The organism is Chitinophaga sp. 9-1-y, assembly GCF_059511905.2.
The window spans coordinates 1858426-1874553 of record NZ_CM197955.1; the positions used below are offsets into that span (position 1 = coordinate 1858426).

The following is a 16128-nucleotide window of genomic DNA, read 5'->3' on the forward strand; positions in this document are numbered from 1 at the left end:
AAAACGATTGTCAAGAAATTAGCAAATAATATTTTAAAAAAAATGAAAATAAGCCCTGGATGGTGATTTTAGGATTACAAGATAATTTTAAGACGGGGCGGTTATTAGCTTTAAAGATAAATGAGTACTTTTTTACTAATCTGAACATCCATGAAACGTATCCTGACAAGTATGCTGCTGTTATGTAGCCTGGTGATCACCGCTATCGCCCAACAGCAGCCGGGTAAAGGACTGACCGTTACCCTCGATTACTATTACAACAACGAGTTTAAACCCGGCAAAGACGGTACTCCCGTGCGCTGGCATTACATCTGGACCGAAACAGACATGGGCGGACTATCCATATGGGGTGGCATTTTTGACTCCCTGGGCGTTAGAAGGGATAGCCTCCTGGAAGCACCTACAGCGGCCAATCTGGCCAAAACCGATATCTATATGATCATCGATCCGGACACCGAAAAGGAATCCTCCCATCCCAACTACATGAATGAAAAGGATGCCGCCGCCATCGTCAAATGGGTAAAAGCCGGCGGCGTTTTGGTGCTGATGGAAAATGATTCCGCCAACGCTGAATTTGACCACTTTAATGAGCTGAGTGAAAAATTTGGTATCCACTTCAATGGCGACAGCCGCAACCGCGTGAAAGGAAAGAACTGGGAGCAGGGCACCTTTCAGCTCCCTGTTGGGCATGATATTTTTACCCACGGCGAAAAAGTATATATCAAGGAACTATCTACCATACAGGTAAAGCCGCCTGCCAGCGCCGTTTTTAAAGACGGAGAACATGTGATTATGGCCGTAGCCAAAGTGGGTAAAGGAAAGGTGTTTGCCGTTGGAGATCCCTGGTTTTATAACGAATATGTAGATGGAAAGCGGCTACCAGCATCTTACCAAAATGTGGAGGCCGCAGCAGACCTCACGCAGTGGCTGATTTCGGCGGTTAGCCATTAGCTTTTAGCAAAATGCAGCGGAGAACATCCTATGTTAATCTCCGCTGCATTTTGCTAAAAGCTAATGGCTAAGAGCTTAAGAAATCCAGGTTGCGGCGAATGCCCCCAAATTTGCTGCGTTTAAGGGGAGAGTGACGGAAAATAGTTTTAAATGCTTCCTCTGTCAGCTCTTCCCAGTCGCGGGTAGAGAAGTTGAGGATAGCGGGTATAGGTGTAAACTCCGCCTCCTGGTGCGCTTTGGAGAACCGGTTCCAGGGGCATACATCCTGGCAGGTATCACAGCCAAACATCCAGTCGTCAAACTGCCCCTTCATCTTATCAGGTATCAGCTGCTCTTTCAGTTCTATGGTAAAATAAGAAATACATTTGCTGCCATCTACTACGCCCGGCGCTACCAGCGCTTCGGTAGGACACGCATCCAGGCAACGGGTGCAAGATCCGCAATAGTCGCCCACCGGGCCATCATAGTCGAGGGCCAGATCCGTAATCAAGGTGGCAATAAAGAAAAACGAACCGGCCTGTTTGTGAATAAGGTTCCCATTTTTACCTATCCAGCCCAGCCCACTGCGCCTGGCCCAGGCCCGCTCCAGTACCGGTGCGGAATCCACAAATCCGCGTCCCTGCACGGGTCCGATATGCTCCTGCATCCGGAACAACATGGTTTTCAACTTCGCCCGGATTACCTCATGATAATCATGCCCATAAGCATACTTGGAAATACGCGGGGCATCGCTGCGTTGCCGCTCCGCCGGAAAATAGTTAAATAATAAGGTAATAACAGACTGGGCGCCATCTACCAGCTTGCGGGGATCTATACGCTTGTCGAAATGATTTTCCATATACTGCATGTTGCCATGCATGCCCTTATTCAGCCAGGTCTCCAGTCTGCGCGCATCCTCATCCAGTTGCACGGCCTTTGCAATACCACAGTGGTCAAACCCCAGTTCCCGGGCCAGCTCTTTTATGAATAAAGTGTGCGTCATCTCCGCGAAATTACGTGAATTTTTATACCTTAGTTCCGCATATTATCCGCTATGCCCTTATACTGTATGCGCTATAACATTGTTACGCTCGCCTGCCTGGCAGGTAGTTTGTTTTCCCTGCGTGCCATTGCCCAGGATCGCTCCAAAATGAAATTTGGGAAAGTTGACAAAAACGAATTCATCATCGAAAAATTTGACAAGGATACCGGCGCCCATGCCATTGTGCTGGCCGAAATCGGCTCCTCAAAGTTTGAAACAGATGGTGATGACCTGCGGCTGGTCTACAAAGTCCACCGCCGCATTAAGGTAATCGACAAAAATGGCTACGACGTAGCCACCGTAGAAGTTCCCCTGTACAGATCAGAAACACAGGAAGAGAAATTGCTGAACGTCAAAGCCTCCGCTTACAACCTGGAAAATGGAGAAGTGGTGGAAACAAAAATGGACAGCAAAAATGTATTCAGCGATAAACAGGATAAGTCTTTGCTGGTGAAGAAATTTACCCTTCCCGCAGTAAAAGAAGGTACCATTATCGAGTATACCTACAGTATTGCTTCTCCTTCCTACCACCACCTGCGCTCCTGGGACTTCCAGGGCGAATACCCGCGGCTGTGGAGTGAGTACAGTGTATCCATTCCTGAGTATTTCGATTATGTGCTTATCCCACAGGGATATGAAAAGTATGTAGTGAAAACAAAGGAATACAGCCGCTCTACTTTTACCTTCCGTAGTGAATCACATGGCTCCACCGGCCCTTCCGAAACGGTCACCGTTTCGCCTAACATCACTACGTATAAATGGGCGTTGAAAGAAGTACCGGCCATTCATAGTGAAAGCTTTATCACCACTACTGATAACTACGTAAACCGTATAGAATTCCAGCTGTCGGCCTATAACTGGCCCGACCAGCCACGCAAACCGGTACAAAGTACCTGGGAACAACTGATGAAAGATATGCTGAAGGACCCGGATATGGCCGGCGCATTGGACAACAGTAACGGTTTCCTCGGAAGCACAGTAGAGGAACTGGTAAAAGATGCCAAAACAAACAGGGAAAAAGCACAGAAAATATTTACCTGGGTACGCGACAACTTTACCTGCACAACTCATCAGGCCCTGTGGATGAAGAGATCACTGAAAACCGTTTTTAGCGCAAAGAATGGAAGTGTGGCAGAAATAAATATCCTGCTGGTAGCGATGCTGAAAAAAGCGGGACTCTTTGCGTCGCCAGTCATTCTCAGCACCCGTGACAATGGCTATGTATACCAGTTTTATCCGCTGTATACCCGATTTAATTATGTGATAGCTGGTGTAAACCTGGGCGATGAATATGTAACACTTGATGCATCCCATCCGCTGATGGGCTTCTGCAAGCTACCTTCTGACTGCTATAACGGCGCCGCCAGAACAGTAGATGAATTTGCTACGCCGCTTGCCCTGTGGGCTGACTCGCTGAAGGAACAAAAATTCACCAGCGTGATGCTGTTGGGAAAATTGAACGATGGTATGATCGAGGGCGCCTTTATGCAAAGACCTACCTACTTTGAATCCTATGCGGTGCGTAATAAGGTGAAAGAAAAAGGGGAGAATGAATATTTTACGCAAATAAAGAAAAGTTATACCGGTGAAATAGAATTGAAGAATAAAGGAATTGAAGATATCGGAAACCTGGAAGAACCGGTAATGGTAAAGTATGAATTTAAAATGCAGTTGGGAAATGAAGATATATTATATATCAACCCAATGATGGGAGAAGCCTATAAAAGCAATCCCTTTAAATCTATGGAACGCAAATTCCCGGTAGAAATGACGAGCGTGTCAGATGAAGTATACTCGTTTAACATGGAGGTGCCGGAAGGGTATGTGGTAGATGAATTGCCTAAGCCCACCATCGCCAAATTCAATGAAAATGAAGGCGAGTTCCAGTACCTGGTTCAGCAGTCAGAAAATCATATCCAGCTGCGTTGCCGCATTAAACTGACCAAAGCCAGGTTCGAGCCGGATGATTATTCCACCCTGCGCGAATTTTTTGACCTGATCGTAAAAAAACAGGCGGAGCAAATTGTCTTAAAAAAGAAAAAATAGTATATGCGCAAACTGTTAGTAATAAGCGCAGGATATTGGTGGCCGCTCGCTATATTACCGGTGTTGATGCTCATCACCTCCTCAGCAACGGCAGAGGATCCGGTATACCCGGCTAAAACAATACCCGCAGCGCTGAAAGAACATGCACACGTGGTGAAACGACTGGATGAAACCACTGTTAAAATCATTGATCTGTCAGATACCCGCATTACCCTTCATTACGTAACCACCGTGCTGGATGAAGCAGGAGCCGCCGATGTGCGCCTATACGAATACTATGATGAACTAAGAGAAATACGTTCCATCTCCGGTGCATTATATGATGCTAACGGCGAACTGGTAAAACGGTTGAAACAAAGCGAAATAAGGGATGTCAGCGTTGTAGGAGATGGTAGCCTCATGACAGACGACCGGATGAAGATTCACCAGTTTTATTATAATGTGTATCCGTATACGGTAGAGTATACAGTAGAATTACGTTTTAATAATACCGCGTTCCTGCCACACTGGCAACCACAGGACGCGATCGACTGCACAGTAGAGCAAAGTAAGCTCACCGTTACAACGCCGCAGGAGTATGCATTGCGCTATCGTAGTTACCTGTATACGGGTGAACCGGTGGTTACTACAGATAAAAATACCAAAACGTATACCTGGGAAGTAAAGCAGCTGACGGCATTAAAACAGGAAGTAAATTCAGGTGAATTTTACCATCGCACCCCGGCCGTGTTTCTCGGGCCTACTGATTTTGAAGTGGCCCGTTATAAGGGAAACATGAGTTCCTGGAAAGACTTCGGCACCTTTATTTATAAACTGAATGAAGGCAGAGACGTGTTGCCGGAGAATATCAAAGCCAAAGTACAGGAACTGACCAAAGGACTTTCCCGGAATGAAAAAATAAATGTATTATATAAATACATGCAGCAAAATACCCGCTACATCAGTATTCAGTTTGGTATAGGTGGCTGGCAAACTTTCGACGCAGCTTCTGTTGCATCAAAAGGATATGGGGATTGTAAGGCATTGTCTAATTACATGATGGCACTGCTGAAAGAAGCAGGTATTAAATCGAATTGCGTGTTGGTAAAATCCGGAGAGTTTTCGCATACCCTCCGGGAAGACTTTCCTTCCTCCCAGTTTAACCATGTTATTCTTTGTGTGCCAGGCAGCAAGGATACTACCTGGCTGGAATGTACCAGTAATACACTGCCTGCCGGATATCTCAGCAGTTTTACGGATAACAGACCTGTATTGCTCCTGGATGAAAAGGATAGTAAACTGGTTCGAACACCATCTTACGACATTAATTGTAATCAACAATTACGTACTGTTAATGCCATAGTGGACTCCAGTGGCAACATCGATATTAGCGCAGTAACCATCCACAGCGGACTACAGCAGGATCTGCTGCATAGTATTATTCACGAGTTGAGTGAAGAAAAGCAGCTGGAGCTGTTACGGAAAGGGCTTGATCTTTCCAGCTATGATATCACTGGTTATCGTTGCAAAGAATTACCTACCGCGATTCCGTCTATTGAAGAAAAGATCCAGATCAAAGGACACAACTATGCAACGGTAACGGGTAAACGAATGTTCCTGGTACCCGATATTCTTAATCGCGGAGGTATGAAACTGGATGCAGAAGAAGAGCGGAAATCTGAAATCAGGTTTGACATGGCGTATCGGGATATTGATACCGTTAATATCACTTTACCGGCGGGCTATCGGCCGGAAGCCATGCCAGAACCGGTAACAGTGAGTGGAAAGTTTGGTACCTACAGCTCAGCTGCCATGGTAAAAGGAAATACAATCGCCTACATAAGAAAAATCGAACGACAGGCAGGCGTGTTCCCGGCTACTGATTTTCCTGAGTTGGTAAAATTCCTGGCCACCATTTATAAAGCAGATAGAAATAGGGTAGTGCTGGTGAAAGAATAAGTAGAAAGCAGAAAGCAGAAAGCAGAAAGCAAAAAGCAGAAAGCAAAAAGCAAAAAGCTATTAACGCGTATATCACTCGCTTTAATAGCTTTTTGCTTTCTGCTTTCTGCTTTCTGCTCAATAGGAACTATTTCTCCCGAACACTCACTGAAATATGCCTGTCTTTTTTCCTTTCTTCGTCAGGAGCATTGGCAGCGGCTTTCGCAAATTGAGAGCCATAACCTTCTGCACCCAGTAACTGGTCTGCACTGGTTTTTTCTTTCTTCAGCGAGGTAACCACAGATTCAGCGCGTTCTTTAGACAGGCGGAGGTTAGCGGTGCTATCGCCGGTGCGGTCGGTATAACCGCCTATTTTTATTTTAGCTTTCGGGAATGCTTTCATAATGGCGGCAATGTTGCCTACCTGTTTCATACTTTCTTCTGTTAGTTCGGCACTGCCGGTTTTGAAGTTCAGGTTATCAAAATCAAACCATACATCTTTGCCGGCCGGCCGGCTGTTGTCTTTGAGGAAAGTTACCAGTTGGTCTTCAATACCGCCTTTATATGCATCCAGTACGGTGCCATTCGGGAGGGTTACTTTGATGCTTTCACGAGTGGTGGATGGAGGCGTTGCGGATACACCCATGGCAGCAGAATCTGCCAGCTGACTGGTAGTAATGCTGTCGGTTACCGGCGTGCCGGCAGGTTTATTGCCGCCACAGCCGCGCATCAGGTACCACAGCAGGATGATGGCAATCAGGATCAGTAACAGCGACCATACCCAACGATTGCTGCTACCGCCACCCGGCTTGATATTCACTGCACCGGCGGTAGTAGTGGCAGTATCAGTGCCAATACCCAGTTTTTTACCCAGGTCTCCCAGGTTGGCCAGCCCAAGGATGCCGGCAATATTTAATCCACCAGGAATAGCACCCAGTATCTTATCTTTTTGAGAATCCAGTAAAGAAAGGAAAGAGTTAGGACTAAGATTATTTTGTGCAGCATACTGACCTACCGTGCCCAATGTAGCCGGTGCAGCGGTTTGCAGCAAGGTATTGGCAGATGATTCCTTGATGCCGGCAAAAGAAGATAACATGCCTGCAATGGAACCCACTTTGTCGCCAAACAGGCTACGCAGTAAATCAGCTCCTTTGCTCATGAGCCCTCCTGCGCCGCCCTGAAGAGCGCCGGTTATGGCCGATGGATTCGCGTCTCCGGCTACCCCCTTCACCATATCCAGTAACCCGCCGGCACTATTTCCCGATGATCCCGCTTTGTTGAGCAGTCCACCCAAAATAACAGGTATAATACCACCAAGGGCTTTCTGAATACCACCCTCACTTTCCCCAAGTTGTGAGGAAGCCTGACCAACCACATTGTTGTTGAAAATACTTTTAGCGCTTTCCAGTAAGTCGAAAGACATAATTGTAGGGTTTAAGATGATGAATGTATTTATCAGTTCTGATGCTCGATCATCCGGCTGTTAGCGGAAACAGACAATTGTATGTTATAGGAATGGTATAACAACAGAGTCCCCGTTGTTGTTTGAATCCCCGTATAATTGCCGGGAAATAACAATTTTGATATATAATAAATTGTAAATAAAATATTGATTTTTAGGTAGATAGATACCTTTTTGGTTGTTTCCCTTGGCAGGGCAGCCATTTTTTCGTACCTTTGCTTTGCTTTACGCATTTTCCGACTGTTGAATGTGCCTTCCGTGCACCACGCAATACGCTATAACAGTCAATATTTATTGGATTGATCATTTGTCGGGCCACATCGCGCCCGGTTTCCATTTCCGGCTAGCTGTTTTACGCAGTTGCATGCACATAGGATACCTATGTCGCCAGGGAAAAGATCAGCTTATTCATATGCAAAAATTGATAACGATGAGGATCCATCATCGTATTGGGCTTTGCTGTGCGGGTAGCTGATCCTGCCTTCCCACACTGGATACCACCGGCTGCCAGGCTTCCGACACCGCTAAAAACTATTAAACATGCCTAAACTTCAAATCAATAACCTGACCCTCATCTTTGGCCGCGAGCGAAATGCCGCGCTGCAACTGCTGAGGGAAGGTAAAAGCAAAGCAGCCATACTAGATGCTACCGGCTGTACCGTGGCTGTAAAAAATGCTTCTTTCCAGATAGAGAAAGGAGAATTTTTTGTGATCATGGGTCTCTCCGGCAGCGGTAAATCCAGCCTGCTGCGCTGTTTGAACCGTTTAATAGAACCCACTGCGGGAGATGTTTTACTCAACGGTACCAATATCACGCAATTGAATGAAGCTGCCCTGCAACAAACACGCAGAAAGGAAATTTCCATGGTGTTCCAGAAATTCGGATTGCTGCCACATCGTACAGTATTGGAAAATATCGCATTCGGCCTGGAACTGCAAGGCATGCCCGTGGCAGAAAGAACGGACAAAGCCCGCAACGTAGTAGAACTCGTAGGACTCAAAGGATATGAACAAATGCTCCCATCAGAATTATCCGGTGGTATGCAGCAACGCGTAGGCCTGGCCCGCGCACTGGCCAACGATCCGGAAGTATTACTCATGGACGAAGCCTTTTCTGCACTCGATCCGCTCATCCGCACCCAAATGCAGGACGAATTGCTCGACCTCCAGGAAAAAATGCACAAAACCATCATATTCATCACCCACGACCTCGATGAAGCCATCCGCCTCGGCGACCGCATCGCTATCATGAAAGATGGAGAAGTAATACAAATAGGCACACCGGAGGAAATTCTCACTACGCCTGCCAACGACTATGTATCCTCCTTCGTGGAAAAAGTCGATCGCAAAACTATTATCACCGCCTCTTCCATGATGGATACCAAACCTACTATGGCAGTATTCCGGAAAGACGGTCCGGAAGGAAGCTTGCGTAAAATGCGCGCTACCGGCCTCGATATACTCCCGGCAGTAACCGTAGACAAACACTTCCTCGGCTTTGTATATCTCCGGGAAGTACTGGAAGTAAAACGACGGGGCGATAAAACCATCGAAGCAGCCATTCACCGCGATGTCCCCGTGGCACATCCGGATACTACCGTTGAACAAATGCTGCCCTTTATCGCGGAAACAGATAAGCCGGTAGCCGTGGTAGACCCACAAAACAATAAACTGCTGGGACTGATTTCGCAAACATCACTCATCATTGAAACCACCGGTCGTCAGCTGGTATAACCCCAACGAATAAACGAATTAACATATGATCAGAATAGGAAAATATATTGAACACTTCATCTATTGGCTCACCTATCACTTTGGTTCCTTTTTTAAGGCCCTCAAAATAGGGGTAGAAGCAACGGTTGGCAGCGTACAATGGCTGCTGACTTTCACCCCCTTTTATATTGTAATTGCTTTACTGGCAGTCCTGGCCTGGAAACGGGCTGGCTGGGGCGTGGGTATCATGACTCTCCTGGGCCTGGGTTTTATCTATGGCATGGGATACTGGGGGCAAACCATGGAAACACTGGCATTAGTCCTTGTATCGGCCGTTATTGCCCTGTTAATAGGCATTCCATTGGGTATCTGGGCCGCTAAAAGCAAAATAGCCGGCAAATTGATGCGCCCACTGATGGACCTGATGCAAACCATGCCGGCATTCGTATACCTCATTCCCGCCGTATTATTTTTCGGATTGGGAAAAGTACCCGGTGTATTTGCTACCATCATCTTTGCGATGCCACCGGCGGTGCGACTTACTACCCTGGGTATTAAACAGGTCCCCGAAGATATCGTGGAGGCCACCCGCTCTTTCGGTGCCACCTCCCGGCAACTGCTCTTCAAAGTAGAATTGCCACTGGCCATGCCTACCTTACTGGCAGGCGTTAACCAAACCATTATGATGGCTTTGTCGATGGTGGTGATTTCTGCCATGATTGCTGCCGGCGGACTGGGAGAAGTTGTCCTGAAAGGAATCACGCAACTGAAAATAGGCGTGGGCTTTGAAGGCGGGATTGCCGTAGTCATCCTGGCCATCATCCTGGATCGCATCACCCAGTCATTTGGAAAAAGAAAACAACGTACTTCAAAAACAACCTGATATGAAGCAAATATTTTTATTCACCCTGGTAGCCCTTATACTCGGCATAGCCGCCTGTAACACCGGTGGCGCCAACGGTAAAAAGAAAATTACTATTGGCTGTGTCAACTGGGCAGAAGGCGTTGCGATGACCTGCCTGGCTAAAAATGTACTCGAGAAGAAAGGATACGAAGTAATCCTGAAAAATGCAGACGTGGCGCCCATATTTGCGGCCGTTGCCGGTGGAGACGCCGATATATTCCTCGACGCCTGGATGCCGGTTACACACCAGCGCTATATGGAAAGGTTTGGTCAGCAACTAACCGTATTAAATACCAACTTTGATGGCGCCAGGGTAGGACTGGTAGTACCGGACTATGTAAATATTCACAGCATAGCGGAACTCAACAACACTAAAGATAAGTTCCTTCAACACATCGTAGGCATCGATGCCGGTGCCGGTATCATGAGCAAAGCAGCAGAAGCGGTAAAAACCTATGCACTGGACTACAAGCTGCAAGCCTCCAGCGAAGCAGCCATGATGGCCACCCTGAAGAAAAGCATCGATGCAAAACAGCCTGTCGTCATCACCGGTTGGGCGCCTCATTGGATGTTTTCCCGCTATCAACTCCGTTTCCTCGATGACCCGCAACAGGTATTCGGTACTACTGAAAAAATTCAAACCATCGCTAACAATGAATTTAGTGTAACCGACACCGTAGCTGTTGCCTTCTTCCGTAAATTCCAGTTAAACAGCGAACAACTCAGCTCCCTCATGGGCGCACTGGCAGATGCGGACAGAGAAGAAGATGCCGCCGTGAAAACCTGGATGGCGCAGCACCAGGACTTGGTAGATAGCTGGTAAAGCTAAAAGCAAAAAGCCGAAAGCAAAAAGCCATTTTCGCGAGTGATATACGCGAAAATGGCTTTTTGCTTTCGGCTTTTTGCTTTTAGCTCTTTACAGCGTCATTCTTTGTTGATTCCTGAAAATAACGAGTGGCACTTTCTTATCGCCATAAAATGTATCCGCTTTCTCCAGGTCTTCTTTGGTATTGATTTTTTTATCGCCCAGCTGCAGAATAACATCCCCTTTGCGTATGGGATACTTATGTCCTTCTGGTACCGCTACTACATAGGCGCCTTTGTTATCCGGTAAACCGGTGGCAGAGCGTTCTCCCAGGGTTTCAATATTTTTCATGAGGGCGCCCTGCCAACCGGAAAAGCTGGGTTCTTCTACCAGCACTTCCTTTTCCAATACCGGCAAGGGGGCCTTTTTCGCCCTTGCTTTCAATGCCGGCGTAATAACGCCAAATTGATCCATCGGGAAGTTTCGGAAACCTGTTTTTAAGGCCAGTGATTGGGGCTGTACGCGATAATCACCGGTAGCAGGGGAAATATACATGGGGTCACCTGCCAGCGAATTTCCATCCGTAGGGGGCTTGATCGCATTTTGCTCCGGGAAAAAGTTGTGGTCTGTCTCATCTCCCCAAAACTCAATCCCAATGGGCTTGTAGGTACGACTAACAATATTATGGCGGAAAATATCATGACTGTTTTCAAACCATACATGTGGGTGAAAAGAGTTGTTAAGCATAATATTATTTTCTACGGTACGGTAGAATCCTTCCCGTAGTTTAAGCCCACCATTCAAACAAACGTTGTTGTAGATATGATAATTGGAGGAACCATCGTCCAGGTCTATATCCCAGCCATGATCGCAACGGAAACGGTTGTTCCGCAGGATATTGGTTTTCATGGCGTCTTGTTTGATCAGCCAGGGGTGGGCAGCTGCCATGCTATCCAGTAGGTTCCGGTTGGGATACCACCAGCGGTCACGGCCCCAGGAGTTAAAGGCGCCGTGGTCACCGGTTTCCAATACGGTATTAAATACATCGTTGTACTCAATGATATGTCCGCCCCACGTGCCTTCACTCACGTTAATGCCTGCACGTGGTACGTCATAAATAGTATTATGCGATACCGTAATATCCATCGCCATAGATATCTGTACGCCGGCGCTTTGTTTTTCTATCCGGCCGGTGCGGTAAATGAGGTTATCATAAGCCACACAGGAGGCAGGATAGTTAAGGTTCTTAGGCCCTGCAGCAGTGTCCATGCCTGCAAATACCGGCGATTGATTGTATTCGAATAAGGGCGCCCTTACGGCATCCGGGTTTCCTACAAAGCAAATACCACTGCCGCCGGCATCATGGATAAGGTTGCCGGATATGTTAGCGTGGCGGTTATAGTTGCTCAGGAAAATCGCGTTGCCGCCATTATGATCAAATTCACAATCACGGATACTGCAATGGCTGGTGCCATCCAGCAATACAGCGCCGCCGCGGTAAATGGCCCAGTCGCTCCGCAACAGCGGCTCACGGGTATCCATAAACGTAGCATTGCTATGCGCAAAGCGTATATTCCTGAACGTTATATTCTTCACGGGTTTGTCCGCGCTGCCTTTTAATGCCACAATTTCCGGTAGCCGGGAAATGATGACAGTTGCATTGGTCAGCGATATGCCGGCAACAGGTTTATAATAAAGCGTTTTACCTGCTTTGTCATAATACCATTCCCTGGGCGCATCCAGTTCTTCGAAGATATTTTCCACAAAACGCTGTTTTTCGTTCATGCCCATCTGCCGGTTGTTTTGGTAACCACCTTCCAGTTTCAGTGTGCCATCACCATTTACGCCGGTAATGCGGTAGTGGTAACCCCCCCATTCGTGTTGGTGCAGGGCATGTATATAGCCTCCTTCAGGATGCTGCCAGGTTTTTATCCTTTCCGGGCTGAGGGCATCGGCTGCCGTGCCATTGAAATGTTTGGCACCGCTGTCGAAATTGGGATAGCGGGCGCGGATCTGTTGTTCGTCATTAATATACAGCTGGCTAAATTCAAAAGGTATGTCCAGCGGGGCTTTGTAAATGCCGTCTTTCCATAAAGTCCACTGGAGGCGTAATGGCTGCCCTCCACTGATGGTCACCTTCGCTGGTGCTACATGTGGCTTGTCGTTCCCTGCAGGGGTCACGGTGATGCTGCCTTTGCCCGGTGGCAGGTCTGCAGAAGACAATACCAGGGTGCTATCCAGGAAATAGGTGCCTGGCCGCAGGTAAATGGTAATGTTGGCATTCGGGTGCTGCCTGAGCATCGCCTTTGCCTGTATGAGGCCCTCTGGTAAGCTCAACGCCTTCGCTTTAGCGGTGGACGCACCTCCCGCATAAATTGCTGCTTGCTGTGCCTGCAGGCGCCCGGAAAAGAGCGATAACGTAATCGCACATACGATATAGGTAATTCGTTTCATGGTTGGTTTAACTGATCCACGAATATAGACACTATAAAAACCCGGTTATAATGAAAAATTAGCAGTTACTACGCTATTTTTCTGCTAAAAATGCAGTAATACTTTGCTTTATATGTCATAATTACCGGTTATAGAACATTGGATCGCGGTTTGTTGTTACCTAAACACGTTTGAGAAATCAAAAAAGGAGACAAAAAACGCACTTATGAACTTGAATAATTTCACTATAAAATCGCAGGAAATACTGCAACAGGCACAGCAACTGGCATTCAATAACCAAAACCAGTCTATCGAAACAGGGCACCTGTTGAAAGCCTTGTTAAATGATGAAGATAGCCCCATTGAATACTTACTAAAGAAGAATGATGTGAACACTACTTTCGTCAACAGTAAACTCAATGAGCAGATCAATAAATACCCACGGATGGCTGCCGGCGAAGGCGGTCAATCCCTCAGCCGCGACGCCAATAATGTAATATTAAGGGCCGGCGCAGCCATTAAAGAATTCAAAGACGAATTTGTAAGCGTAGAGCACCTGCTGCTGGGTATTCTCGGCGGTAGCGATGATACCGCTAAATTGCTGAAAGATGCAGGGCTGACGGAAAAAGGGCTTAAAGCCGCTATCCGGGAACTGCGCAAAGGGGATACCGTCAACTCGCAAACCGGCGGTAACCAATATAATACACTTCAAAAGTATGCGAAGAACCTCAACGAAATGGCCCGGGAAGGTAAACTGGATCCGGTTATTGGTCGTGATGAGGAAATCCGCAGAACCTTACATATCCTCTCCCGCAGGTCTAAAAACAATCCTATCCTGGTCGGAGAGCCAGGCGTTGGTAAAACAGCCATCGTAGAAGGATTAGGCCACCGTATCATCAACGGCGACGTTCCGGAAAATCTGAAGTCTAAAATCATCTATGCCCTCGATATGGGTGCATTGATGGCGGGTGCTAAATACCGCGGTGAGTTTGAGGAAAGATTGAAAGGCGTGGTAAAAGAAGTAGCAGAAAGTAACGGGGAAATCATCCTCTTTATTGATGAAATCCATACCCTGATCGGCGCAGGCGCCATGGAAGGTGCCATGGATGCTGCTAACATCCTGAAGCCAGCATTGGCAAGAGGAGAGCTTCGTGCTATTGGTGCTACCACCCTGAACGAATACCAGAAATATTTTGAGAAAGATAAAGCCCTGGAACGCCGTTTCCAGAAAGTATTGGTAGACGAGCCTTCCGTAGAAGATGCCATCTCTATCTTGCGTGGACTGAAGGAAAAATACGAAAGCCATCACCATGTATTGATTAAAGATGAAGCCATCATTGCGGCGGTAGAATTATCACATCGTTATATCACCGATCGCTTCTTACCCGACAAGGCCATTGACCTGATCGACGAAAGCGCTGCTAAACTCAGGCTGGAAATGAATTCCATGCCGGAAGAACTGGATGAACTGGAAAGAAGAATCCGTCAGCTGGAAATTGAAAGAGAAGCAATTAAACGGGAAAATGATGAAGATAAACTCCGCGAACTGCGGGAAGAAATAGCCCGCCTGAGCGAAGAACGTAACACCTTTAAAGCGAAATGGCAGGCCGAGAAAGAAGTAGTGGATCAGATCCAGAATGCTAAATCTGCCATCGAAAACCTGAAACTGGAAGCCGAACAGGCAGAACGTAACGGCGACTTTGGCCGGGTAGCAGAAATCCGCTACGGTAAGGTAAAAGAACAGGAAAAGCTGGTCATTGACCTCACCGAAGAATTGAATAAAATATCTGCCAATCATAAACGTCTTCTTAAAGAAGAAGTAGATGCGGAAGATATCGCGGAAAACGTAGCCAAGGCTACCGGCATCCCGGTGTCAAAAATGATGCAGAGTGAAAAAGATAAATTACTGCACCTGGAAGAAGAACTGCATCAGCGGGTAATTGGTCAGGACGAAGCCATCATCGCTGTGTCTGACGCCATACGCCGCAGCCGCGCCGGATTGCAGGATCCCCGCAGGCCTATCGGGTCTTTCATTTTCCTCGGTACTACCGGGGTCGGTAAAACAGAGCTGGCCAAAGCATTAGCCGAATACCTGTTTGATGATGAAAACATGATGACGCGTATAGACATGAGCGAATACCAGGAAAAACACTCGGTAAGCCGGCTGGTAGGAGCACCTCCGGGATATGTTGGATATGATGAAGGTGGACAGCTCACAGAAGCCGTACGCCGCAAACCATACTCTGTTATCCTGCTCGATGAAATCGAAAAAGCGCACCCGGATACTTTTAACATTTTGTTACAGGTATTAGATGATGGTCGTTTAACAGATAACAAAGGCCGTGTGGTGAACTTTAAAAACACCATCATCATCATGACCAGCAATATGGGAAGCCATATTATCCAGGAGAATTTTGAAAACATTAACGATTCCAATAGGGAAGAGATAGTTGATAAGACGAAGGATGAAGTGATGAATCTGCTGAAACAAACCATTCGCCCTGAATTCCTGAACCGGATTGATGAGGTGATTATGTTCCAGCCGTTGATGAGAAGTGAAATTAAAGGAATAATTAACATACAGTTACAACAGTTGAAGGACATGGTAGCAAAGAATGGCATGATATTGGAATTTTCAGATTATGCGCTTGAATACCTTTCCGTTCAGGGTTACGATCCGCAGTTTGGTGCAAGACCATTGAAACGCCTGATTCAGAAGGAAATCATTAATCTCCTGAGTAAGAAAATTCTCAGCGGTGATATTGACAAATCCAAACCAGTGTTGATAGATGTGTTTGATGGCGTAGTAGTAATCAGAAACAATTAATTCTAAATACGACGATACATAGTTAACGATAAGCCCCGCGATTCTTCGC

Annotated in this window: 10 protein-coding genes; 7 read left to right on the forward strand and 3 right to left on the reverse strand. The window is 46.8% G+C overall.

Going from position 1 to position 16128, the window contains the following annotated elements; all coding sequences use genetic code 11:
- Positions 1-150: 150 nt before the first annotated feature.
- Complete coding sequence (locus AC5ZC7_RS07340) at positions 151-951, forward strand: DUF4350 domain-containing protein (protein ID WP_496160239.1); 801 nt, start codon at positions 151-153, stop codon at positions 949-951.
- A gap of 67 nt (positions 952-1018) precedes the next feature.
- Here the strand turns inward: AC5ZC7_RS07340 and queG are convergent, their stop codons facing one another.
- Positions 1019-1933, reverse strand: a complete 915-nt coding sequence (gene queG / locus AC5ZC7_RS07345) for a tRNA epoxyqueuosine(34) reductase QueG (protein ID WP_496160238.1) — start codon at positions 1931-1933, stop codon at positions 1019-1021.
- 51 nt (positions 1934-1984) lie between these two features.
- Here queG and AC5ZC7_RS07350 point away from each other — a divergent pair, with 51 nt between their 5' ends.
- Complete coding sequence (locus tag AC5ZC7_RS07350) at positions 1985-4018, forward strand: DUF3858 domain-containing protein (protein WP_496160237.1); 2034 nt, start codon at positions 1985-1987, stop codon at positions 4016-4018.
- Between the two features lie 3 nt (positions 4019-4021).
- Entirely contained in the window at positions 4022-5956 is a 1935-nt protein-coding gene (locus tag AC5ZC7_RS07355) for a DUF3857 domain-containing protein (RefSeq protein WP_496160236.1), read from the forward strand.
- A 127-nt stretch (positions 5957-6083) separates the two neighbouring features.
- Here the strand turns inward: AC5ZC7_RS07355 and AC5ZC7_RS07360 are convergent, their stop codons facing one another.
- Complete coding sequence (locus tag AC5ZC7_RS07360) at positions 6084-7358, reverse strand: DUF937 domain-containing protein (RefSeq protein ID WP_496160235.1); 1275 nt, start codon at positions 7356-7358, stop codon at positions 6084-6086.
- A gap of 579 nt (positions 7359-7937) precedes the next feature.
- On the opposite strand from AC5ZC7_RS07360, the gene AC5ZC7_RS07365 reads away from it, so the two are divergent.
- From AC5ZC7_RS07365 to AC5ZC7_RS07375, 3 genes are read left to right on the forward strand one after another with little or no spacing between them, the layout of a single operon-like run.
- Positions 7938-9131 carry a betaine/proline/choline family ABC transporter ATP-binding protein gene (locus AC5ZC7_RS07365; RefSeq protein WP_496160234.1) on the forward strand — a complete coding sequence of 398 codons (1194 nt, stop codon included), beginning with the start codon at positions 7938-7940 and terminating at the stop codon, positions 9129-9131.
- Between the two features lie 25 nt (positions 9132-9156).
- A complete protein-coding gene (locus AC5ZC7_RS07370; RefSeq protein WP_496160233.1) occupies positions 9157-9993 on the forward strand; it encodes an ABC transporter permease subunit in 837 nt (278 codons plus the stop codon).
- A 1-nt stretch (position 9994) separates the two neighbouring features.
- A complete protein-coding gene (locus tag AC5ZC7_RS07375; protein WP_496160232.1) occupies positions 9995-10837 on the forward strand; it encodes a glycine betaine ABC transporter substrate-binding protein in 843 nt (280 codons plus the stop codon).
- A 93-nt stretch (positions 10838-10930) separates the two neighbouring features.
- Here the strand turns inward: AC5ZC7_RS07375 and AC5ZC7_RS07380 are convergent, their stop codons facing one another.
- A complete protein-coding gene (locus tag AC5ZC7_RS07380; protein WP_496160231.1) occupies positions 10931-13273 on the reverse strand; it encodes a right-handed parallel beta-helix repeat-containing protein in 2343 nt (780 codons plus the stop codon).
- A gap of 205 nt (positions 13274-13478) precedes the next feature.
- Here AC5ZC7_RS07380 and clpB point away from each other — a divergent pair, with 205 nt between their 5' ends.
- Positions 13479-16079 carry an ATP-dependent chaperone ClpB gene (gene clpB, locus AC5ZC7_RS07385; RefSeq protein WP_496160230.1) on the forward strand — a complete coding sequence of 867 codons (2601 nt, stop codon included), beginning with the start codon at positions 13479-13481 and terminating at the stop codon, positions 16077-16079.
- Positions 16080-16128: the final 49 nt, after the last annotated feature.

Coding starts and splice junctions, on each gene's coding strand:
- AC5ZC7_RS07340 (WP_496160239.1), top strand. CDS start 151: ATGAAACGTATCCTGACAAGTATGCTGCTGTTATGTAGCCTGGTGATC.
- queG (WP_496160238.1), bottom strand. CDS start 1,933: ATGACGCACACTTTATTCATAAAAGAGCTGGCCCGGGAACTGGGGTTT.
- AC5ZC7_RS07350 (WP_496160237.1), top strand. CDS start 1,985: ATGCCCTTATACTGTATGCGCTATAACATTGTTACGCTCGCCTGCCTG.
- AC5ZC7_RS07355 (WP_496160236.1), top strand. CDS start 4,022: ATGCGCAAACTGTTAGTAATAAGCGCAGGATATTGGTGGCCGCTCGCT.
- AC5ZC7_RS07360 (WP_496160235.1), bottom strand. CDS start 7,358: ATGTCTTTCGACTTACTGGAAAGCGCTAAAAGTATTTTCAACAACAAT.
- AC5ZC7_RS07365 (WP_496160234.1), top strand. CDS start 7,938: ATGCCTAAACTTCAAATCAATAACCTGACCCTCATCTTTGGCCGCGAG.
- AC5ZC7_RS07370 (WP_496160233.1), top strand. CDS start 9,157: ATGATCAGAATAGGAAAATATATTGAACACTTCATCTATTGGCTCACC.
- AC5ZC7_RS07375 (WP_496160232.1), top strand. CDS start 9,995: ATGAAGCAAATATTTTTATTCACCCTGGTAGCCCTTATACTCGGCATA.
- AC5ZC7_RS07380 (WP_496160231.1), bottom strand. CDS start 13,273: ATGAAACGAATTACCTATATCGTATGTGCGATTACGTTATCGCTCTTT.
- clpB (WP_496160230.1), top strand. CDS start 13,479: ATGAACTTGAATAATTTCACTATAAAATCGCAGGAAATACTGCAACAG.